The organism is Saccharopolyspora hattusasensis (assembly GCF_050972075.1).
Taxonomy (GTDB): Bacteria; Actinomycetota; Actinomycetes; order Mycobacteriales; family Pseudonocardiaceae; genus Saccharopolyspora; species Saccharopolyspora hattusasensis.
This window is the reverse complement of record NZ_JBPCDC010000001.1, coordinates 1,275,469-1,299,752: the sequence shown is the minus strand read 5'-3', so window position 1 is coordinate 1,299,752 and position 24,284 is coordinate 1,275,469. Positions and strand designations below refer to the sequence as shown.

1 protein-coding gene (running past one end of the window) is annotated in these 24,284 nt (G+C 64.5%); it reads left to right on the top strand.

Going from position 1 to position 24,284, the window contains the following annotated elements; genetic code table 11:
- Window positions 1-24,284, top strand: the 3' portion of a protein-coding gene (locus ACRXBZ_RS05540) for a DUF8616 domain-containing protein (RefSeq protein ID WP_433878101.1). The gene continues 10,801 nt to the left of window position 1, outside the view; 24,284 of the gene's 35,085 nt are visible here — the last part of the coding sequence; the start codon falls outside the window, past its left edge; it ends in the stop codon at window positions 24,282-24,284.

Here is a 24,284-nt window from a genome sequence, read left to right as displayed (position 1 = left end):
AGACTGAGGGGCGCGAGGAGGCGCTTCGCGGGAATTACAAAGCCGACGCTTTGGCGGCTCGGTTCAACAGATCTAGGACTTGGGGTCGCCAAGTTCTCGAGGATGTCAGGAAGCAGCTGATCTTCGATTTGCAAGCTACGGCGGGGTCTCTACGGCAGATTTTGGCGGTGGTGGAGGAATACGCTGACCTGCGGTATGCATATGAAGCCAAGATCGCGGAGTGGTCGGCTCTAGAAGGGGTGCAGGTCAAAGAGATCCGCAGCCGGGTACAGGTAGCTTCGGATGCTCTTGAGCGGCTCCGAAATGCCGCGAAACTGGAATTGCGGAATATTTTCGAGGCAGCCGACTGGTTGCAGCAGTTCGAAGATCTGTCCGGTCCAGCTTCGGTGGTCCAAGCGTTCCTTGACGTAGACCAGCGCTTCGGGAGAATGCAGGATGATCAATTGCGGAGGGCGGTGGTGCATTGGTGGCTGACGAATGGAAGTCATTTAGGGGATGCTCAGGACCGTACAGGGGATGCTCAGGCGTTTCTGCAGCGACTGTATGGTCTGAAGATCGCGGAGATGGGGGTGAGTGCGATCCGGGCCGGTTTGTTCCTGCGGTCCGGGCTTTCCGATGATGATCTTCTTCTTGGCGCCGCGCGGCGGATCTCGTCTCGACCTGACCGGTTTGTGGTGGTGGCGCGTGGTGATGGACGTGGTGGGGTGTTGGTGGATGGGCGGCCGGTGGATGCGCGCACGCTGGCCGATGTGATCCGCCGGTCACCCAACTGGGATCCGGAGGCTGGGGCGTCGGTGTGGTTGTTCGCGTGTGCGGTGTCGCCGGAGTATGTGACGGAGTTGAAGGAGCTACTGAATTCGCGGGTGCGGCATGGTGTGGGTGGGTTGACGTGGATCGGGCCAGGCACTGGTGATTCCCTCGCGATGGTGACGACCACGGCGGTGGTGACGGCGAATGGTGTGATGCGGCTGCAGGAACCGCCGACCGGCCGGGTGCTGGAGTACCTGCCGGGGGTCGATGAACCGGTGGAGCTTGGGCCGGATGGGTTCCCGCTCGATGCGGAAACACCGCGTGGTTTGGGATTGCCGCACCCGGTGCACCTGAATGACGACACGGCGGCCGAGGAAACGGTGTCCGCCGCGGAGACTGCTGTGGATGGTGGTGCTGTCTCGGTACAGGGCGACGCGGCTTCCCAGGCGACCTCGGGAGGGTGGCAGTTCGATTCGGATGAAGCGGATTCGGTGGGCTCAGGTGCGGTGGCTGGGTCCAGCGGTCGTCCGGGGGTTGTCGGGGAAGGTCGCGCGGATGGTGCGACGGGTCCGGTTGATGTGGACCGCCGTGCGGAGGAGGCGTGGCGCGTGGTGGCGGATTACGCGCATAGGGCACGCGGCTGGGCTGAGTTGGCCGAAACGATCGGGTTGCATCATCAGGAGACGGGCTTCCGGCGGCTCAGTCCGCGGTGGGTGACCAATTACGAGCAGCGTTTGGTCACCATCGCCCGGCTGATGTTGGACGTGTTCGGCAGGGACCCGGGTGACGATCCGCCTCCCCTCGGATTTTGGTGGAGAGGGGCTTTCTCGGACTTGCGTGACATTCGTCGGCTGTTCGACGCGGTTCGGCGCCGCTATCCGGATGTTGGCGAGAGCGTCACGATCGATCATGTGCGGCAGATGGTGCGGGACTTCAACCCGGCTGACAAACGGCCGGTGTCGGATGCGGACGTGCAGACGCTGGTGAAGTTCATCGATTCCGCGAAGCTTCTGGGTGAGGTCAGCTTTGAAACCTTGCGGCGTGTTTGGCGCGATCAGGCGGCCCCTGTGAAGCTCACCGGCGATCCAGCGCTGAGTGCTCTGGAGTCCATTGACGGCCGGTTGGCTGACGAACGTGTGCGGCTGGAGGCGAACAACCGGAGGGGCTTGCTGGCTCGTGTCGATGTTTTCCGGGCTAACCTCCAGGAGGAGAGGGAGACGCCTTGGCGGCCGACCGACCATTCTCGTGTGGACTCGTTGGCTGATCTCCAGATCACCGGTGAATGGCTGATCCAGGAGGCCAGCGCCGATGTGAGCGATCCTGCCGTGGCCGCGCTGGTGGCGTTGGCGGAGGAGCACGGTGGCGGACGCGCTGTGGCCCAAGTGGTTGTTGGCGTGGATTCACAGTTTGAGAATCTGAATCGGCGGTACCTGGACGAGCTTGTGAGTCAGGGGTGGAAATGGTTGACCAACGTTGCGCGGTTGGCGGTGGCCAGGGATGGCGACCGGCCGACTCTGGACCAGTTGCGGCAGGCCGCGGACATTGATCAGCTGGGGCCGCGCCTGCGGGGGTTGCGGCTGGTGGGCGTGGACGACCGGCTGGGTCCGATGCCTGCCGAACTGGACGAAGCGGGGCTGACTGAGTATCTGCGGTCGGTGGTTCAGTTGTGGGAGGAGCGTCTCCGCCCGGGGGACCGGTTCGGGGGCGCTGCTGCGCGTGCGGTGACTGACGACGATGTGCGTCATCTGGCCGACCTGATCATGTCGCAGGCACGTGCGGAAGAGGTGCCCCTGGAAGGGAGACTGGCCCGGCAGTTGAATCGCGCATTGGTCTTATTCCACATGGTGCGGTGGGAGAGGCTGGAGCGGGCCTGGAATACGGAGCGCCGCTTGGTGACTGAACATGTCGAGAGCGCGGTGGTTGCGTTGCGGCGGGCTGTGGAGGAGATGACGGAGGATTTGGCGTCGTTGCCGAGTTGGTACCGGGGGGATCTGCGGGTACTGGCCGACGGGATAGCGTCGGTTGCCGGTGCGCAGGTCTTCCGGGATATGGAGAGCGGCCTGGTGCTGTTGCGGCCGGCGGATGCGCTGGTGGCGGATCGGCTGGAGCAGCTCCAGACCCGTGCTATGGAGCTGGCCGGGCAGATTCGGGCGGCGCGTGAGGCGGCCGATCTTGTGCCGGTGGGTCCGTTGATGCTGGCTGATGAGTTGGTCCGGCGGTTCGGCCGCGACGAGCTGGGTGTGGCTGGGGATGGTGCGCTGGGCGACGCTGATCGGCGTCGGATCGTTCGTCTTGGCGCGTTGGCGTCGGTGCTTGCCGATGTTCGTAGCGCCGCGGATCTGGACGTGGCGGATGTGCGGCACGCCCGGCAGGTGGCCGGTGCGTTGGAGGACGCTATTGCGGGCTTGCGGGCGACGGGGGTGGGTCCAGAGAACCTGCGGAGTGTTGTTCGTGACTTCCTCGGTTTGCGCGCTGGCGCACGGGTGTCGCATGAGGACATCCGAAGCCTCGCGACCCAACTTGTTGCTGTTGCGCCGGGGCCCGGGATGTTGCGGGAGGTGGGTTCGCGGTGGGTGTCGGACCGGATCAATTCGGCGCTGTCCGGGTTGTGGAGTGCGTATGACCGGATTGCCGCGCATATGGCGGACTTGCCGGATGACTACCGGCCGGATTTGCGGGCGGCGATGGCGGAGGCCGCGCGTTTCCGGGGACCGGTGAACGTGCGGCGCTGGGCTGTGGAGGACGGGCGGCAGGTGCTGCGTCTGGAGGAGTTGCGGTCGGGTCTGGAATCCGTCGCCCGTGATGTGTCGACGGGGGATCCGGACGCGAATGGTCCATTGAGGACGATTGTTCGGGCCGTCGAGTTGCCGGAGTCGCGCAGCGAGGCGCCCAGGGCCGGGGTGGGCCGCAGCGATGACAGCGGTTCAGGTGGGCCCTTTGAGCGGGATGCGGCGCCCGGTCTGCATGGTGTTGCCGGTGCTTTCCAGAGCGTGCTGCGGCAGGAGCCCCGTGCGATCCAGGCCGGCTTGTTCCTGCGGTCCGGGCTTTCCGATGATGGTCGTCTTCTTGGCGCTGCGCAGCGGATCTCGTATCGAAGCGACCGGTTTGTGGTGGTGGCGCGTGGTGATGGACGTGGTCGGGTGTTGGTGGATGGGCGGTCGGTGGATGCGCGCACGCTGGCTGATGTGATCCGCCGGTCACCTAACTGGGATCCGGAGGCTGGGGCGTCGGTGTGGTTGTTCGCGTGTGCGGTGTCGCAGGAGTATGTGACGGAGTTGAAGGAGCTACTGAATTCGCGGGTGCGGCATGGTGTGGGTGGGTTGACGTGGATGGGGCCAGGCACTGGTGATTCCCTCGCGATGGTGACCGCGGCGGTGGTGACGGCGGATGGTGTGATGCGGCTGCAGGAACCGCCGACCGGCCGGGTGCTGGAGCACCTGCCGGGGGTCGATGAACCGGTGGAGCTTGGGCCGGATGGGTTCCCGCTCGATGCGGAAACACCGAGTGGTTTGGGATTGCCGCACCCGGTGCACCTGCGCGCGCCGGTGGACGAAAGCGCTGCCAGGCCGCAGGCGCGGTTGCCCGAGGACCTGGCGCCGGAGGTTGAGGTCCTGGATCAGGGACTTCGGGGGGAGGTGGATCCGTTTGAGGATCTGATGCGGGGATTCCAGGCGGATGCGGATCGACTCCGCGAGGACGTGCCGCTGCTTTTTCCTGGTGAGGAGTTGGTGGCGGAGCTTGCTCAGCCGTTCGCGATCGCGGGGGAGGTTGGGGATGGTAGGGAGGAGCTGGCGCGGGAGGTCGGGCTGGATGTTGGCAGGGATGATTTCCGGGAGGCTTTGAGGTCTCTGGCGGAGTTGGCGTGGGATGTTGGTTTCGATGGGCGCCAGTCGGACGCGGTGGATGTGTCGCGGATGAAACTGCTCAGGGTGTTGATCGACGTCGGTTTCGAAGACGGCAGGCAGGGTGCTGCTTTCTATGACCGGACGCTTGCCGATCTGCGGGAGCTGGTGGCGGATCTGGAGGAGTCGGTCGACCATGTGACGGGTCAGCGCGAGAAACCGCAGCCGGAGGATCTGCCGGACGACGAGGTTCGTGGCTGGATCGAGCGGATGGACGTGGTGCTCCGTCTTGGTGAGGTCCATGCGGCTGTGGTGGGCGACAACCCGCGTTTGCCGCTCACCACTTTGGTGGGCGGCAGGCGCGGGTTGCCGGTCATGCGGCTGGCGAGGCAGTTGTATGGCGCGAAACCAGACATGGAAGCGTTAGACGACCTGAGGTGGTTGGCCGGTCAGCTTGATCCCGTGTCGTCGAATATTTCGCGGGTGTCCCTTACCCGCATGATGGCGGGTTTCGACGGCCGAGCCGATATGAATGCGCCTGGTTCGGAAGTGCGTGAGTTGGTGGGGTTGGCGGTCAGGGCGCGAGAGGTTTTTGGTCGGCTGGGTACCGTTCAAGCCCATGCCGGTGCCGATGCCGGTGCCGATGCCGGTGCCCATGCCGGGGCCGATGCCGGTGCTGATGGGGATCAGCGGGTCAGTCCGGTGCAGGCGTTGAAGGCGATGTGGAACGTCGATCTGCCTTGGCAGCGGGCGAGGGGCAGGCTGAACGCGCTCGAGAGGACCGGGCGGGACGAGCAGATGGTGGAGTGGGCCCGGGAAGTGCTGGCTAGGCTCGAGGAAGCTCGGTCTGTGGTGGTCGAGGAGCCGGCGAAGTCACAGGCGAGCCTGAACGCCGTTGTCCTGACTCCGGTCGTGAAGAGGATTGCTGCGCGGTTTGAGGGCGACCGGAGCAAGCTTGCGGCGGAGGTAGGGCTGGGGGACGGGACCGAACTGTCGGCCGATGCCGAGCAGTCTCTGCTGAATCTGGCGGAGTTGTACTGGGAGATAGATCCGGGTCTGTCCCGATTTGAGGACGCTCCGCGGTGGATGCGGCGGATCCGGGTGTTGATCGATGCCGGCTTTGACGACGGCAAGGTGGGTGCTGCCTTCTATCAGCGGACGATGGGTGAGCTGCGGAGCCTGGTGGCCGTTGCGTCCGGTCCGGTGTTCAACCCTGAGACCGGACAGCGGGAGCTTCGGTCGCCCTGGGATGTGCGACTCGACCAGATTCGTCCCTGGCTCGAGCGGATGGACGTAGTGGATGACCTCGGCGGTTACCACGAGTTCGTCGGCAAGGTCGGCGCGGATTTGGTGGGCGGCAGGCGGCTGTTCCCGGTCATACGGCTGGCAGTGGATTTGTACGGCAAGCAGCCGGGTTTGGAGATGCTGCGCGGTCTGGGGTGGTGGGCCAACCAGCTTGATGTCGAGCCGTCGACCATGTCGATGTGGTCATCCCTTATCAACATGGTTGCGGGCTTCGAAGGCCTATCCGCTGAAAACGTTGGCATTTCGAAGGTGCGTGGCCTGGTGTCGTTGGTGGGGAGGGCGCGGGAGCACCTTGGTCAGGTCGACGGCGATCTGGTACAGGCGTTGGAGGCGATGTGGAACGCCGACAAGCCTTGGCAGCAAGTGAGGGAAAGGCTGGATACGCTCAAGAGCACCGCGGGTGACGAGCAGATGGTGGAGCGGGCCCGGGAAGTGCTGTTTGAGTTCGAGGAAGCTCGGTCTGTGGTGGTCGAGGAGCCGGCGGCGTCGCAGGCGCGCCTGAACGCCTTGGTCCTGATTCCGTTCGTGGAGAGGATTGCTGAGCGGTTTGAGGGCGGCTCGAGCGAGCTTGCGGCGGAGGTAGGGCTGGGGGACGGGACCGACCTGTCGGCCGATGCCGAGCAGTCTCTGCTGAATCTGGCGGAGTTGTACTGGGAGATTGATCCGGGTCTGTCCCGATTTGAGGACGCTCCGCTGTGGATGCGGCGGATCCGGTTGTTGATCGATGCCGCCTTCGAGGACGGCAAGGTGGGTGCTGCCTTCTATCAGCGGACGATGGGTGAGCTGCGGAGCCTGGTGGCCGTTGCGTTCGGGCCGGTGTTCAACTCTGAGACCGGACAGCGGGAGCTTCGGTCGCCCGGGGATATGCGACTCGACGAGATTCGTCCCTGGCTCGAGGTGATGGACGTAGTGCACGACCTCGGCGGTTACCACGAGTTCGTCGGTGAGGTCGGCCCGGATTTGGTGGGCGGCAGGCGGCTGTTCCCGGTCATACGGCTGGCAATGTGGTTGTATGGCGAGCGGCCGGGTTTGGAGATGCTGCGCGGTCTGGGGTGGTGGGCCAACCAGCTTGATGTCGAGCCGTCGACCATGTCGTTGTGGTCGTCCCTTACCGACATGATTGCGGGCTTCGAAGACCCACCCCGTGAACACGTCGAGGTTCCTGATGTGCGTGACCTGGTGTCGTTGGTGGGGAGGGCGCGGGAGCACCTTGGTCAGGTCGATGGCGATCCGAAGAAGGCGTTGGAGGCGATGTGGAACGCCGACAAGCCTTGGCAGCAAGTGAGGGACAGGCTGGCCGCGCTCGTAAGGACCGCGCATGACAAAGACGACGTACCGATGGAGGAGTGGGCCCGCGGGTTGATGGCTAGGCTCGAGGAAGCTCGGTCTGTGGTGGTCAGGGAGCGGGCGGAGTCGCAGGCGCGCCTGAACGCCGTTGTCCTGACTCCGGTCGTGGAGAGGATTGCTGAGCGGTTTGAGGGCGACTGGAGCAAGCTTGCGGCGGAGGTAGGGCTGGGGGACGGGACTGGTCTGCCGGCCGATTTCGAGCAGTCCCTGCTGAATCTGACGGGGTTGTACTGGGAGGGAGATCCGCACCTGTCCCAATTTGACAAGGCTCCGCTGTGGATGCGGCGGTTCCGGGTGTTGATCGATGCCGGTTTCGAGGACGGCAAGGAGGGTGCCGACTTCTACGCCAGGACGTTTGACGATCTCCGAAACCTGCCCATCGATTTATGGGGGATTCGTCGCTGGCTCAAGCGGATGGATCTGGTGCACGATCTTGGTGGTGTCGGCAAGATTGCCGGTGAGGTCGGCGCGGATTTGGTGGGTGGCGGGCGGCTGTTCCCGGTTGTACGGCTGGCAGAGAAGTTGCACGACGAAACGGCGGACATGGAAATGTTCCATGGTCTGGCGTGGTTGGCCAACCAGCTTGATCCCGTGTCGTCGAACATTTCGTTGGAGTACCTCACAAACGTGTTTGCGGGCTTCGAAGGCCAAGCCGGTGACCATTCCCTTTCGGACGTGTACCGCCTGGCGTTGTTGGCGGGGAGAGCGCAAGAGTTTCTTGGTCAGGTCGACGGCGATGGGAAGGGAGCGTTGGAGGCGATTTGGAAGGCCGACAGGCTCTGGGAAAGGAAGGAGAACTGGCTGAAAGAGATCGAGGATAATGCGATCGAGGAGGGTGACGAACAGACGGCGCAGTGGGCCAGGGCAAGGCTGTTCGACTTCGCGGACGCTCGGGCTGTGGTGGTCAAGGATCCGGCGGAGTCGCAGGCGCGCCTGAACGCCGTTGTCCTGACTCCGTTCGTGGAGTGGATTGCTGAGCGGTTTGAGGGCGACTGGAGCAAGCTTGCGGCGGAGGTAGGGCTGGGGGACGGGACTGGTCTGCCGGCCGATTTCGAGCAGTCCCTGCTGAATCTGGCGGATTTGTACGGGGAGATAGATCCGGATCTGTCCCGATTTGACGAGGCTCCGCTGTGGATGCGGCGAATCCGGGTGTTGATTGATACCGGCTTCGACGACGGCACGGAGGGTGCCGCCTCTTATGCCCGGACGATTGATGATCTGCGGAGCCTGGTGGCCGATCTGCCGAGGGTCAATCGTCAGACCCGACAGGACCGGCCTCGGTCGCCCGGGACTGTGGAGGGCTGGGAGATACGTCGCTGGCTTGGGCGTATGGATCTTGTGCACGACCTCGGTGGTTACCGCAAGCTCGTCGGTGAGATCGGCGAGGATTTGGTGGGCGGCAGGCGGCTGTTGTCGGTCATAGCGTTGGCAGAGCATTTGTACGGCGAGCGGTCGGGAATCAAACTGCGCGACTTGGCGCGACAGCTGCGGGTTGCGGAGGTGCGGAAGTCGCTGCAGCAGGCCGAGTCTCGGCAGGCGGAGTTGGCGGCGTCGCTGCAGCAGGCCATGGCTCGGCAGGCGGAGTTGGCGGCGTTGTCAGCGGGGAATGCCGGTGAGGGTGTGGAGTTGGAGTTGCGGGAGCGTATTGGGGCTCTGCGGGCGGAGATCGAGGAGTTGGCGGGGCGTATCGAGGCCGAGCAGGGGGTGTTGGAGGGGTTGGTGAGCGACGCGCGGCAGGAGAGCGGCCAGGACGGCGCAGTCCGGCGTGGGCGGAAGAGAACGGCTGAGGAGCTGACGGGGGGCGCGGAATCGTCTGGTGCGGGGGCATCTTCGTCCGCTGGTGCGGGTTTGCGGGAGCCTGAGTCGGCTGAGGTTTCGGGCGCTGGCGTGGAGGGGCTGGACGCGGCGGGTGAGCCGGTGCCGGTGGAGGGGCTGGACGCGGCGGGTGAGCCGGTGCCGGTGGAGGTGATTCGCGCGGGGATTATGGCCTCGGATGTGGGTGCGGAGGTGCGTGCTGCTGTGCGGGAGTTGCCGTTGAGGGGTGGCGGGTTTGTGGTGGCGGTGCGTGGTGATCGTGCGGGAGGCGTGATGGTGAATGGGCGGTCGGTATCTCCGCGGACCCTGGCTGATGTGATCCGGTCGTCACCTAACTGGAATCGGGATGCTGTGGTGTGGCTGTATGCGTGTGAGGTCTCCGAGGCGTATGCGCGGGCGTTGGATGCGGCGTTGGGGTCTGAAGTTCGCTGGACGCGGTACATGGTGTGGTTCGGTCCGGATACCGGCGGGTTCGCTTCGATGGTTGCCGACCCGTCTGTGGGTGATGATGGTCGGCTGCTCCCGTTTTTGCCTTCCCGTGGCAGGTGGGAGTCCACTCGGCCAGACGCGGGTGGGCAACCAACGGTGGGCCCCTATGACGACCTTCCCTTGCGGGAAGGCCGGATCGGGCTGAGTCCGGACTGGGTGCACCTGCGCGCGCCGGTGGACGAACGCGCTGCCATGCCGCAGGTGCGGTTGCCCGGGGACCTGGCGCGCGAGGTTGAGGTCCTGGATGAGGGACTCAGGGAGGGGATGGATCCGTTTGAGGATCTGATGCAGGGATTCCAGGCGGATGCGGATCGACTCCGCGACGTGCCGCCGCCTGGTGAGGAGTTGGTGGCGGGGCTTGCTCAGCCGTTCGCGGGAGAGGGTGGGGATGGTTGGGAGGGGCTGGCGCGGGAGGTCGGGCTGGATGTTGGGAGGGGTGATTTCCGGGAGGCTTTGGGGTCTCTGGCGGAGTTGGCGTGGGATGTTGGTTTCGATGGGCGCCAGTCGGACGCGGTGGATGTGTCGCGGATGAAACTGCTCCGGGTGTTGATCGACGTCGGTTTCGAAGACGGCAGGCAGGGTGCTGCTTTCTATGACCGGACGCTTGCCGATCTGCGGGAGCTGGTGGCGGATCTGGAGGAGTGGGTCGACCATGTGACGGGTCAGCGCGAGAAACCGCTGCCGGAGGGTCTGCCGGACGGCGATGTTCGTCGCTGGATCAAGCGGATGGACGTGGTGCTCCGTCTTGGGGAGGTCCACGCGGCTGTTGTGGGCGACAACCCGCGCCTGCCGCTCACCACTTTGGTGGGCGGCAGGCGCGGGTTGCCGGTCATGCGGCTGGCGAGGCAGTTGTATGGCGCGAAACCAGACATGGAAGCGTTAGACGACCTGGGGTGGTTGGCCGGTCAGCTTGATCCCGTGTCGTGGAATATTTCGTGGGTGTCCCTTACCCGCATGATGGCGGGTTTCGACGGCCGAGCCGATATGAATGTGTCTGGTTCGGAAGTGCGTGAGTTGGTGGGGTTGGCGGTCAGGGCGCGAGAGGTTTTTGGTCGGCTGGGTACCGTTCAAGCCCATGCCGGTGCCGATGCCGGTGCCGATGCCGATGCCGATGCCGGTGCCGGTGCCGATGCCGGTGCTGATGGGGGTCAGCGGGTCGGTCCGGTGCAGGCGTTGAAGGCGATGTGGAACGCCGATCTGCCTTGGCAGCGGGCGAGGGGCAGGCTGAACGCGCTCGAGAGGACCGGGCGGGACAAACCGATGGTGGAGTGGGCCCGGGGAGTGCTTGTTGAGTTCGAGGAAGCTCGGTCTGTGGTGCTCGAGGAGCCGGCGGAGTCGCAGGCGCGCCTGAACGAGTTGGTCTTGACTCCGTTCATGGCAAAGATTGCTGCTGAGCGGTTTGAGGGCCACTGGAGCGAGCTTGCGGCGGAGGTAGGGCTGGGGGACGGGACCGACCTGTCGGCCGATTCCAAGGAGTCTCTGCTGAATCTGGCGGAGTTGTACTGGGAGATAGATCCGGGTCTGTCCCGATTTGAGGACGCTCCGCGGTGGATGCGGCGGATCCGGTTGTTGATCGATGCCGGCTTCGACGACGGCAAGGAGGGTGCTGCCTTCTATCAGCGGACGATGGGTGAGCTGCGGAGCCTGGTAGCCGTTGCGTACGGGCCGGTATTGAACCCTGAGACCGGACAGCAGGAGCTTCGTTCGCCCGGGGATATGCGACTCGACGAGATTCGTCCCTGGCTCGAGCAGATGGACGTAGTGCATGACGTTGGGGGTTACCACGAGTTCGTCGGTGAGGTCGGCGCGGATTTGGTGGGCGGCAGGCGGCTGTTCCCGGTCATACGGCTGGCAGTGGAGTTGTACGGCAAGCAGCCGGGTTTGGAGATGCTGCGCGGTCTGGGGTGGTGGGCCAACCAGCTTGATGTCGAGCCGTCGACCATGTCGATGTGGTCATCCCTTATCGACATGGTTGCGGGCTTCGAAGGCCTATCCGCTGAAAACGTTGGCATTTCGAAGGTGCGTGGCCTGGTGTCGTTGGTGGGGAGGGCGCGGGAGCACCTTGGTCAGGTCGACGGCGATCTGGTACAGGCGTTGGAGGCGATGTGGAACGCCGACAAGCCTTGGCAGCAAGTGAGGGAAAGGCTGGATACGCTCAAGAGCACCGCGGGTGACGAGCAGATGGTGGAGCGGGCCCGGGAAGTGCTGGTTGAGTTCGAGGAAGCTCGGTCTGTGGTGGTCGAGGAGCCGGCGGCGTCGCAGGCGCGCCTGAACGCCTTGGTCCTGACTCCGTTCGTGGAGAGGATTGCTGCGCGGTTTGAGGGCGACTGGAGCAAGCTTGCGGCGGAGGTAGGGCTGGGGGACGGGACCGACCTGTCGGCCGATGCCGAGCAGTCTCTGCTGAATCTGGCGGAGTTGTACTGGGAGATAGATCCGGACCTGTCCCGATTTGAGGACGCTCCGCTGTGGATGCGGCGGATCCGGATGTTGATCGATGCCGGCTTCGACGACGGCAAGGAGGGTGCTGCCTTCTATAAGCGGACGATGGGTGAGCTGCAGAGCCTGGTAGCCGTTGCGTACGGGCCGGTTTGGTCGCCCGGGGATGTGGGACTCGACGGGATTCGTGACTGGCTCGAGCTGATGGACGTAGTGCATGACGTAGGGGGTTACCACGAGTTCGTCGGTGAGGTCGGCGCGGATTTGGTGGGCGGCAGGCGACTGTTCCCGGTCATAGATCTGGCAGTGGAGTTGTATGGCGAGCAGCCAGGTTTGGAGATGCTGCGCGGTCTGGCGTGGCTTGCCAACCAGCTTGATCCCGTGTCGTCGAACATTTGGCGTTCGTCCCTTACCCGCATGGCGGCGGATTTCGAAGGCCGAGCCGATGGGAACGCCTCTTCTTCGGAGGTGGGCCGCCTGGTGGAGTTGGCGGCGATGGCGCGAGAGGACCTTGGTCGGGTCGACGGCGATCCGAAGCGGGCTTTGGAGGCGATTTGGAAGGCCGACAAGGCCGACAGGCGTTGGGAAAGGACGGCGAACCGGCTGACCGAGCTCAAGACAACTGCGCTCGCCGAGCGTGACGACCAGACGGCGGAGTGGGCCCGGGAAGTGCTGGCTAGGCTCGACGAAGCTCGGTCTGAGGTGGTCAGGGAGCCGGCGGAGTCGCACGCGAGCCTGAACGCCTTGGTCCTGATTCCGTTCGTGGAGAGGATTGCTGCGCGGTTTGAGGGCGACTGGAGCAAGCTTGCGGCGGAGGTCGGGCTGGGGGACGGGACCGGTCTGTCGGCCGATTTCGAGCAGTCTCTGCTGAATCTGGCGGAGTTGTACTGGGAGATAGGTCCGGATCTGTCCCGATTTGACGAGGCTCCGCGGTGGATGCGGCGGATTCGGACGCTGATCGACGCCCACATTCATTACAGCGGCGGCAGTGCTCCCTTCTACACCCTGGGACTTGACGATCTGCGGCGCCTGGTGGCTGATGTGTCCGGGCCGGTGGTCAACCTTCAGAACGGACCGCAGGAGCCCCAGCCCCCCGGCGAGGTGGGACTCGTCGAGATCCGTCTCTGGCTCGAGGGAATGGACGTGGTGCACAACGTTGGTGGCTACAACGCGATCGTTGATCGGATCGGCGAGGATTTGGTGAGCCGCGGGCGACTGTTCCCAGTCATAGGGCTGGCGAGTCGGTTGTATCGCGGGACGGAGGACATGGAGAGGCTGCATGCCCTGGCGTGGTTGGCCAACCAGCTTGATCCCGAGTCGTCGAACATTTCTTTTAATTCCCTAGCCGGCATGGTGGAGGGCTTCGAAGGCCGATCCGGTGGGCAGGCCACCCTTTTGCACTTGCTTGACCTGGTGGATTTGGCGGGGATGGCGCGGGAGGTTCTTGCGGACGGCGGCGATTCGGCGCAGGCGTTGGCGGCGATGTGGACGAACGGCCCGGAGCAGGCTTTGGAGGCGATCTGGAACGCCGACAGGAATTGGTGGCGAATGGGGGACAGGCTGACCGCGCTCGAGGGCTCTGCGGACGAACAGACGGCGGATTGGGCCACGCGAGTGCTGTCATGGTTCGAAGACACCCGGTCTTGGGGAGTCATCGAGCCGGCGGAGTCGCCAGCGCGACTTAACGACGCGGTCCTGTCTTCGTTGGTGACGGGGATTGCTATGCGGGTCAACCCGGATGGCAGCGAGGATTGGGAAGGGCTGGCGCGGGAGATCGGGCTTGGAGACGCGACTGGTCTGCCGGATGATTACCGGCAGTCCCTGACGGATTTGACGGGATTGTACTGGGAGATTATTCCGGATCTGTCCGGATTTGACGAGGCTCCGCGGTGGATGCGGCGGATTCGGACGCTGATCGACGCCGGTTTCGGGGACGGCCCCGGACGCTCTTATGCCCGGCCGGTTGACCATCTGCGGAGCCTGGTCGCCGAGCTGCCGAGTCCGGTGTCCAACCTTCCGACCGGACCGCAGGAAACCCGGTCGCCCGGGACTGTGGAGATCGACGAGATTCGTCGCTGGCTCGAGCTGATGGACGTGGCAAACGAGATCGATGGCCAGCGGCCCAAGGTGGAGACGGTGCACGACCTGGCGCGGTTGGCGCACGACGTCAGGAATTCCCTTGAACGCGACCACGGTACCCGCTTCGACGAAGTGGACATGCGTCACTTGGTGTCGTTGGCGGGCGCGACTAGTTGGCTCAGTGGGCGGCTGGGTTCCGTCTCGCCGAGTGGTGTGCATCGCACGCCAGTGGAGTTTCAGATCCAGGGGTCGGAGGAAAGCGTCGAGTACACGGCGTGGACGCGGTCGCCGTCCTACGCGGCTTCGGATGCTGCGGAGGGTGGTAAGACGCTGGTGGTGCTGGGGCATGGCGATGTGGTTGTGTCCCTTGGCTTGATCGCCGGGGTGCAGGAGAGTACTGGTGCGGATGTGTTGGCGCGGGTCGATCTTCGTGGTCGCGGGGGGCCGAAGTGGATGGTGTGCCGGGTGGATGGGAGCGGGCGGTATCGGCCGCGGCCGGTGAACGAACTGACGGCGGAGTTGGCTGGTGTGCCGTCGGTGGAGCCATTGCTGTTCTTTGCGTCTGGTGACAGTGAGCAGGCTGCGCGCGTGGAGGGGTTGGTGCGGGGGTTGGCGCGGGGCTTGCGGGGTGTGCAGGTGGTGGCAGTGCATGTCACGGAGGATGGGCTTGCGGAGTTGCGGGATGGCCGGAAGGTCACGCCCGAGGATTTCGCTAACGAGTTTTGGGAGAGCGAGCATTTTGTGCCGGGCTTTCCGTTGGCGTTTTTGGGCTGTGGTGCGTTCCGGCAGCCGGTCGGGGGTGGGGCTTCGTTTGCCGACCGGGTCGCGAAGGAGTTGGGTACGACAGCGGACTGGGGGACTGATGATGATGTGTGGCTGACCGAGGATGGTTTGTTCCACGCTACGAAGACGGTTGTGACGGAGGACGGTCGTATGCGGCCGGAGTTTGTCGATGGTAAGGGGACCGGTCATTGGTACCGCCCTGATTCGGGTGGGGATCTGGTCAAGCACGGTTCGGAGTTGCGGGCGGCGTTCAACGGCTGGGCTGAGCCGCGTTATGCAGAGTGGGCGGAACCCACCCCGTTGATGAGGTGGGCAGGGACGGCGGGCGCGCTAGGTGCGGGGTCTTCGTCTGCCGGGGGAGGTAGCAGGCGGGAGCCGATGGAGGTTTGGTCGGAGGTGGTGCGGCAGCACGCCGAGTCGATTGATTATGGAAAGTTGTTCGGTGAAGCCCGGGTTTTGATGTTGGGGGACAATCGTATCGATAGCGCGATACGTCGGCATCTCGTTGGGTATGTGCAGGGTCTGAAGGATATTGGGGTGACGCATTATGCTGTCGAGGCGCCGGCGAACCCTGCCTTTCAGGCGCTTAATGCTGGGCAGGATGTTTCCTTGTCTGGTGTCAGGGTGGGGCCGCCGCTTAGTGGTGGCTATGAGGAGCTTGTTCGCGCGATCGCGGGGGCGGGGATTGAGGTTGTCCCGGTAGATGTCGATCCGCGTCAGCGCGCCTCTAAGGACGCGCGGGTTTCGTTCATGGCTGACCGGATCAAAGAAATTCTTAACGGTACTCCTGGCGCGAAGGTTGTTGTGTTGATCGGCCGTTTCCACGCTGATCGGAACAGGGACGATGTCGCTGGGCGGCTCATTAACGGGAACGAGAAGGTCGTTTCGGCTACCTTCGTGGGGCGCGGCAATATCGGCTTCTTCCTCGGCGCGGCATCAAGGGCGGGTCGAGGAACGGAGCCGTTCATGATGGATTTGCGGCCGCATTGGGACAAGGATCATGTCCAGGGCGGGGCCGGGGCGTATGACTATGTCGTGCATCTACCGCGAGAGCCCGCACAGTACGGCGGTGGATTCGGCGGACGATTCGCCGGTGGCGCGGAGTCCGGTGACGTGGGGCCGTTGACGAGTATGCGGGTTACTGGCGGGTGGGGTGTGCGGGGTGGGCAGTCGGGTACGTCGGGTTTGTTGGGGGGTGGGGGGACGGCGGGCGCGGTAGGTGCGGGGTCTTCGTCTGCCGGGGGAGGTAGCAGGCGGGAGCCGGAGGAGGTTTGGGCGGAGGTGGTGCGGCAGCACGCCGAGTCGATTGATTATGGGAAGTTGTTCGGTGACGCCCGGGTTTTGATGTTGGGGGAAGATCATAGTAATAGCGCGATACGTCGGCATCTCCTTGGGTATGTGCAGCATCTGAAGGATATTGGGGTGACGCATTATGCTGTCGAGGCGCCGGGGAACCCTGCTTTTCAGGCGCTTAATGCTGGGCGGTATGTTTCCTTGTCTGGTGTCGCGGTGGGGCCGCTGGGGTCTCGTGGTGGCTATGAGGAGGTTGTTCGCGCGGTTTCGCGGGCAGGGATTGAGGTTGTCCCGGTAGATGTCGATCCGTTTGAGGGCGCCTCTAAGGACGCACGGGTTTCGTTCATGGCTGACCGGATCAAAGAAATTCTTAACGGTACTCCTGGCGCGAAAGTTGTTGTGTTGATCGGCGGTTACCACGCTGATCGGCGGAACAGGGACGATGTCGCTGGGCAGCTCATTAACGGGAACGAGAAGGTTGTTTCGGCTACCTTCGGGAGTGGTGGCATCTTCCTCGACGCGGCATCAAGGGCGGGTCGAGGAACGGAGCCGTTCATGATGGATTTGCGGCCGCATTGGGACAAGTATGGCGTCGAGGGTGGGGCCGGGGCGTATGACTATGTCGTGCATCTACCGCAAGAGCCCGCACAGTACGGCGGAGGATTCGGCGGTGGCGGCACAATAATCGGCGGGGGATTCGCTGAATCACGATTCGGTGGTGGCGGCGAAGCTGAATTATTCTACGTATCCCCTGAGTCATCCGATGCGGATTCCGTCCAGTCGGAGGAGTCCGGTGACGCGGGGCCGTTAACGAGTATGCGGGTTACTGGCGGGGCCGAGCGCTCGTTGCGTCGTGCTGCTGCGGATCGGGAACTGCAAAGGTTGAGCGATCAGGCCGATGCGGGGTTGAAGGAATTGTCCGACGAGGCAAGGGACTCCTTGTTGGACGGCGCATCCGAAAAATTAGGGGCGCCACTTAATGGTTTGTCGCGGGCTGTAAGCGTGATGGCATATAACATGATGCGTGGCGTCGGGGACGATGAGATCGCGCAGATACAGGCGACGCTGCGCCGTATTTGGTTGGACTTGATAGCTGTGAGTGCGGGCGCCGGGCCCGAGCCGAAGACGGGCCCGGGGACGGGGCCCGAATCGGTCGGAGATGAGGGCGCGGTGCCCGCGCGGCGTGGGGATGCGCGGTCGGAGCCCACTGAGGATGCGTCGGCTGATGCGGCGAACGACACCGAGAGCGAACCCGATGAGGCGGAACTGAAGAAGCTGCGGGACCGGCTTTCCCGGTTGAGGGGCGACGACGGGGTGCCGTCTGCGAGCCCAAGGCCCGACGGTGGTGTTGTCTCGGCGGAGGGCGGCGCTGTTTCGCAGGATGATGTCGCTGCCTCCGTGCCGGACAGACCGCAGGACGAAGGTGCAGCCGTCGAGCGGACCATGCCATATCGCACGGTGGATGAGTTTAAGGCTCGGTGGGCCGACTATTTGGCTGCCAATGGGGAGTCCGGTGATCAAGTTGGATTGTGGGCGGCGGTGGCCGTGCAGCAGTGGATGGGTGAGCGTCCGGAGGGGGTTGCCGGTCGGGGGCCGTCGGTCGACGAGCAAGAGCGTCTGTGGGATTCGATCACCCGTGCGGTGGAACTGGAGATCGTGCGCCGTGTCGAATTCGGCGGCTTGATCAATGCACTTCGTAATGACTTTGCTGAGCGGCCTGATACCGCGGTGGAGCGGTGGGCGGAGCGGATCGGCCAGGCTACGGACCGGGTGGAGCAGTGGGAGGCGTCCGCTGACCCGGCGTCGGTAAGTACCGTCCACGGAGTGGCGGCGCTGATGCTGGGGCCGATGCCAGAGGCGGAGCCGGGCACGGTGGATAACGACGTGTACGAAGCAATTTTCTTAGTGCACAACGCAATACGCCTAGTGCTGACCGAACTGCTGACAGGTGTGGGGGAGACACGGGAGATAGCGAATGGTCGCGACATCGCGGAGTTGATGAAAGCGCTTTATGACGACTTTGCGGCACTGCTTGATATTCCATCAACAGATCCTTCGTGGCGGCGTAGTCGGGCGAAGACCGCTTCGTGGTTCGATCCCGAGCCGGTGCCCGTGCGACCTGACCAGTGGGAGAATCTGCGGCAGGCTAAGCCGGACTTCTCGGTTCAGTCCGAATTAGTGGAAGTGATGGGTCACAGCACCCCAAGGGCTATCGCGGGCACCGAGCAGTTGGTGCGATACGATGTGCGGCGGATCAAGGTGGAGGGTCGTTGGGTTCAGGAGTACACCCTCAAATTTTTCCTGGAAACCGACTCGCTTATGGGGTCCATCGATCGCGCGACGTTCGTTGAGAAGGTACGCGCCGTGGCTGATCGGTATTTCAACCAGGGTTACCGGTTTCCGTCGGGCGAGCAGTTCCATGTGCGGGTCGAGTTCCCGGACGATCCGGAAAATGCGCACCAGGCGATCTCCCAGGCCAGCAGCATGCAGGCAAGCGTCCTGAACATGGATCGCGTGGGTTCCGAGGCGCAGCTCGCCTGGATCTTGGGGCTCTATCTGGGAATTCTGGATGAAACCCCGCAACAGCGTTGGCCCGGGCAGGATGCGCGGCCTGTGTTCCATCGGGACGACATGCCGGTGTCCAAGAACCAGCGGATCGCGATACCGCGCCGGAACCGGGTGTATGGCGACGAAAGCGTGATGTGGTGGGGTAGTAGTGGTGGTCGGCTGTTGCCGCGGCATCTGGCGCAGCTGGAAGAGAGCACGCGGGCGTACGGGTTCCGCCCGGGGTCGGCGGATGCGGGTTCGCCGACGCTTGCCGCCATCCGGCCGGAGGATTTCGGGTCGGTGGCGCAGTGGCGGGCTCGAACGTTGGACACGCTGTTGTCGCAGAACGACATTGATGTCGACTCGGTAATGGATGCGTTGCGCTCGGTGCGGGGAAAGCGGGTCGCAGTCGAGGGACTGTACCGGGCGTTCCAGGCGCATACCGGTCGGGAGCTGGATTTGGTGTTGGCCGATGTCCTCGGCGGGGAGGATGCCGCGTATGCGGCACAGTTGTTGGGAATGCAGGCTGATTCCTCTGACGCCGGTGACCCCGAGCCGCCGTTTACCTCGGTGCCGCCGGGACTCGGTTACAAGACGCACCACCGTCGGGATGTGTTCGAGTACGCGGCTGCGGTTCGTGGGTACGTGTCCACAGGTTTGGGGGCGTCCGATCCTGTGGTGCGGGAGCAGTCTTTCGAAGCCGCGATGCGCCTGATGGGTGCGCTGGACCGTGACCTACGCAAGATTTGGGCGGTGCAATCGGCTTACAAGACCCAGTTCGGCTCGGACTTGCGAACGGACTTGATCCAGCTGCGGAGTGATTATCACGAAGCGATCGGGAACGTCTTGGGCGAGGTCATTTCGCGGCCCGCTTCGATGGAGCAGATAATCGAGTGGCACCGGAAGCTGAAGGACACCACATTCGAAAATTATTCACTGGGCGAGACGCCGGTTCGTTATGATCATCCCGAAGAAGGCTGCTACCTCCGGGCGCACGCCTGGGTGATGGACCTGGTGCGAATGGGCGCCTATCCGATGCAAATCTTTGTTGCCCGCGACATGCCCAAGTTGAGCTTTTATTCCCCATATGCAGAAGCTGCGTTGCCGGGCAAGCCCGCGAAAGTGGAAATTGAATATCACGTCGCGCCGATGGTCGCGGAGCATACCGATTCCGGGCCGAGGTTGTGGGTGCTGGACTGGGCCATCAGTGCCAACAGCGGCGATCACGATGCGCGTCCGCTGACGGTGGAAGAGTGGCTCCGTCAGATGGGTGTTTACGCCCATGGCGAGACCGTTACTTACTATTACGGTACGGCGGAAGAGATACATCAGCAGTACATCGACGACAGCAGAACCGGGCCGTCGCGCACATATGACGACGGGGGGGTGTTTCCCAAAGGGCGGGCTATCGTCTTGCTCGCGCCCGCGCACGTTTGGTTTCCGCATCCAGAGAGATCGCCGGCATTCCCGGGGGATCTTTTTGAGGCCGATTTCTGGTTTCGGAATAATGAAAGCCGCCTCATCGAGATGAACCGCACGGCCGAGCTGCGTGCCAGGCGGCGCCTGGAGGAGACGTCGGGTGTGTCCGCCGCGGATGGTTCTCGCCCCAGGCCGGCAGGCGGGCCGAGTGCTCCGGCGCCGGCCGGGGAACGCGAGGAGTTGGCCGGTCTGGCGGATTCCTCGGGTGCTGTTCCGGCCTCGGCGGCCGGGGGCCCGCAGTCTTCGGCCACCACACGTGATGCCGGGGCGGGCACGGTACGGGATACCGGTGGGCAGTCGGTGGATGCGGATGCGATCGAGCCGGCACCCCCGCTGCCGGCGTCAGGGCAGCGGGCCGTTCCCGAAGGCGATCCGCCTTCGCCGACGGCGCAGGATGGCCTGACGTCGCCTGTGGGGGTGCTGGAGGCGAAGGGTCAGATGGGTGGGTTGAAGTCGCTGGAGGACATCGTGGAGGCGGCGGGAAGAGTTCCGTATCCGCCGGGGATGCCGCCGGTGCCCTTGGTGGCAGCGCGGCGCGCGCAGTATGTGCTCACCGAAGTCAACGAGCTGAGCCGTGAGGCAAACAAGCACGATGACCCGGTTTTTGTGGCGTTGAGCCGTTTGGTGACCTATGAAGCGGAATGGGTCGAGCGGGCCGAGGGGGCTAGGAGGGAGCGCCTTAACGGGGAGCTCATGAAGTATGCCCGCGCTCTCAGCATCATCACCGGCACTTTGCGGGAGGGAGGGAGTATCCGACCCGGGCTTGCCGGTGGGGCGGGACGAGCATGGCTGTCCGATGTGGATTCCGCCCGGGTGCCGTTTGGTGAGCTGAAGCCTCCGGTGGATGGGGAGTCTGAGCCGCGTGGCGGCGACGCGGAGTACCTGAAGGTTGGGTCACGGCGATCGCTGCCGGATGTGGTGGATGGTCGGCGAGTAGTGCTGGGCGCGGCGGATTTGGCGGGGGTTTCTGAGGAGAGGCGCGCGGCGCTGGACGCTTTCAGGGCAGCGACGCGAGGAGTGCCCGCGGCGCCGAGGCTGGCCGATGTTGATGGTCACAATGTCGTGGCGTTCCTTCAGATGCTGGACTGTTGGGGCGTTGCGGGCCATGCGGTGGTGGTGAAGAAGCAGGAGATCAAGTGGAAACCGACGGATCCGGATCTGGTCGGTCAGGTGTGGGACGAGGAGAACATCGACGTCTGGTATGTGATGGGCGAGTACGCGCACGGGGCGAGGCCGGATGGCACCAAGCGGCCGGGGGACTTGTGGGGCCCGCTGACCCAGGGGACGGCGGATCATTTGTGGGCTGAGTTGGCGCATCCGAACGGGGTTTCGTCGCGGCGTATCCGGTTGGAGAAGATCGGCGAGTCGTTTGAGTTCTTCGTGCATGTGGTGGATCCGGCGGGTGTCAGGGTGGAGTACGGGCTGGCGGATCCGGGGCTGTGGCGTCGTGGCCGTGAGGTCGAATGGGGTGCGTTGTTCGCGGCTTTGCAGGATGAGGGGCCTGCGGAGTTGATGAATATGGTCAATCCGGGGGTGCGCCGGAGCCGTTATCTGGCTCAGGGGTTGGGGGTGGATGAGGCCACGGCGCGGGTGTGGCGGATGTGGTCGCACCTTCCCGAAGCGTGGCATGCCGAGGCGTTGCGCCGGGCGATCATCGGTTCGGTGGTCAGCACCTACGGCGGGCGGCAGGAGGTCAAGACACTGGTCGAAGACCTGGTGCCGCCCGGTGAGCGGTACGAGGAGCGGTTGCAGGTTCTGGGGCAGATCATGGTGCGCCTGGCCGATCGCCGCCGTCTGCTGGGGGAGTGGGGCGAGGAACGGCGTGCCCAACCGGGTGTCCCCCGCAGCGCGGCCCAGTACCGTGCCGAACTGCGGAAAGAGGTGGCCGAGCTCGGTGGCCTGGACGAGGTGGTGCGTGCCGGGAGCGAGCCCGACATCCTGGTGCCGGTGCGCGAGCTCGGTGGTCCGGCACCGCAGCGTGCCGGTGAGCTGGGCCCGCCGCCCAGTCCGCGGAAGCTGAGGGTGCTGCAGGAGTTGGTACACGCCCTGGACGGCCGTGAGTTTGACTACCTGACGCGCTTCTTCGGTAATGCCCATGACGTTGCCCGGGCGATCGGCGTTTCGCCGGAAGACGTGGCCGGGTGGCGTCGCAGCCGTCCCAGCGATCGTGCGGCGGTGCTTGGGATCGTGCTCGACGCGGTTGTCGCGGCGTTCGGAGGGCCGGAAGGGGCGGTCGCGCTGGCGGACCGATTTTGGGAGCTGGGCCCCCAGCGGGGCCTGGAGATGGCCTTGCAGGGGGAGCTGGGCCCCCAGCGGGGCCTGGAGATGTTCTCGCAAGAGCGGCCGAAGGAGGCATCTACCGCCGCGCGGGAATTTTTCAGATTGCAGATCACGCGAGATTGGTGGGCGTGGCCTCTGGACAAAGTGGTGGACTTCGTCGCCGGAAATGCTATTCCGGCCGAAGTCCCGGATGAGGAATTGGTGGCTCACCTCGGTGTGGCCCGAGCGGCCGCCGTGACCGAAGTTGACGACTCCACGGCCCAGGCGTGGCTGGACGGCAGTCGACAGCCCGACACACGCGAACGGCGGGCGATGCGCGAGGCTGCCCGGCTCTCGGGCTCGGAGCTGGTGCGCTTCCTCGGTCCGGGCCGAGCAATCGAGGTGACCGACACCGGCTGGCTTGCTAGCGACGAGTCGGGTGTATGGCATTGGCTGATGGGGTTCCTCGAGCCCCCCGCGGGGGAAGCCGGGAAGCTGCGCCTGGAGGTTCTGCGGGCTATCAGGCATGGGCTCGTCCCGCCAGCGCCGTTCAGGCTGGTGTGGAACGAGAACTGGATACGGGAGGCTGAGCGCCGTCTCGCGTGGGCCGATGCCAAGAAGGGAGAAAAGTTCCCGTCCAAGGCTTGGGAACAGTGGCAGGAGGTGAAGGCCTCAGTTCCGTCTCTGCAGCCCAAATCGCGAACGGCCTTCGATGAACTCGGGGAGTCGCTGACTGCTTCGGTCAACTACATCGTTGTTCAGGTACTGCTCGGCAATAAGATCGCGAAGGCCATGGTGCGGGGATCGGGCATCGTGATTCCCAAGGCGGGTCCCAAGGCGGCCAAGGAGTTGCTGGATCAGATCGCCGACAGCGTCCGCGCCGCGAACGGCATGCTGCACTCTGGTGTGCTGCGGCGGGTTGTGGAAGGTGCGGCGAGTAAGCAGTTCCAGGCCGCGACCGGGGGTGTTGTCCCGCAGCCCCGGCTGACCGATGGCCCCGACGCCGTGCGGAAGTTCATGAAGCAGTGGGCGCGGGACGACGTTCATTTCCTTGTGCTGAGAGTGCCGCCGGCGACCCCGCAGGATGCCCCGTGGGCAGAGACCTCGCCGGATGTCCCGCAGGCAGCGTATGTGCACGGCAACGACCCGAATACGTATCCCTCTGGTGATTTCTTTGAAGGCGGGCAGGCGCACTATTTCGTGGACGCGGTCCAGGGTGATGGCAGAAGGATCCATCCCGCGTCAACGTTGGAGTTGGGCGTGATGGCGGCCGCGGGCGATGCCTTGGCTTGGTGGGCTCTGCCTGACGACCTGCGCGCCTCCGCGGCCGACAGTGATGGCGATGGTTTCGCAGCGCCCGCGTCGCCGGGGGAGGGTTCGCAGCCGGCGGCCGCCGACGTCATTCTGGGTGGGCCGGTGCAGGCGGCGCTGGATGGCCGGTTGCCGCGAGTGCTCGATTTGCCGGAGTCCGTGCGGCTGGAGCGGCTCGGTAACCTCGCCGGGATCGCGGAGGTGGCCGAGTTGGCGGACCGCATGGAACAGCACCTTGAAGCGATGCCGCGGGGATTCGATCCGGGCGGTGTGTATGCACGGAACGTCGAAGCTGCGAAACGCATGGTACGGCAGGGAGCCTGGACCGCAGAGGATCTGCAGCGGGTCAAGGACAGGTTGCCTGGGATGCGGGCGGTCGAGAAGAAATGGCGCGACCTGGCGCGCTCGTCGCGTGGTGCTGCTGCGGAGGGATCTTTCTCCGGTGGGCAGTCGGTGGATGCGGATGCGATCGAACCGGCGCCCCCGCTGCCGGCGTCAGGGCAGCGAGCAGTTCCCGAAGGCGAATCGATGAACTCGGGCAGTCGCTGA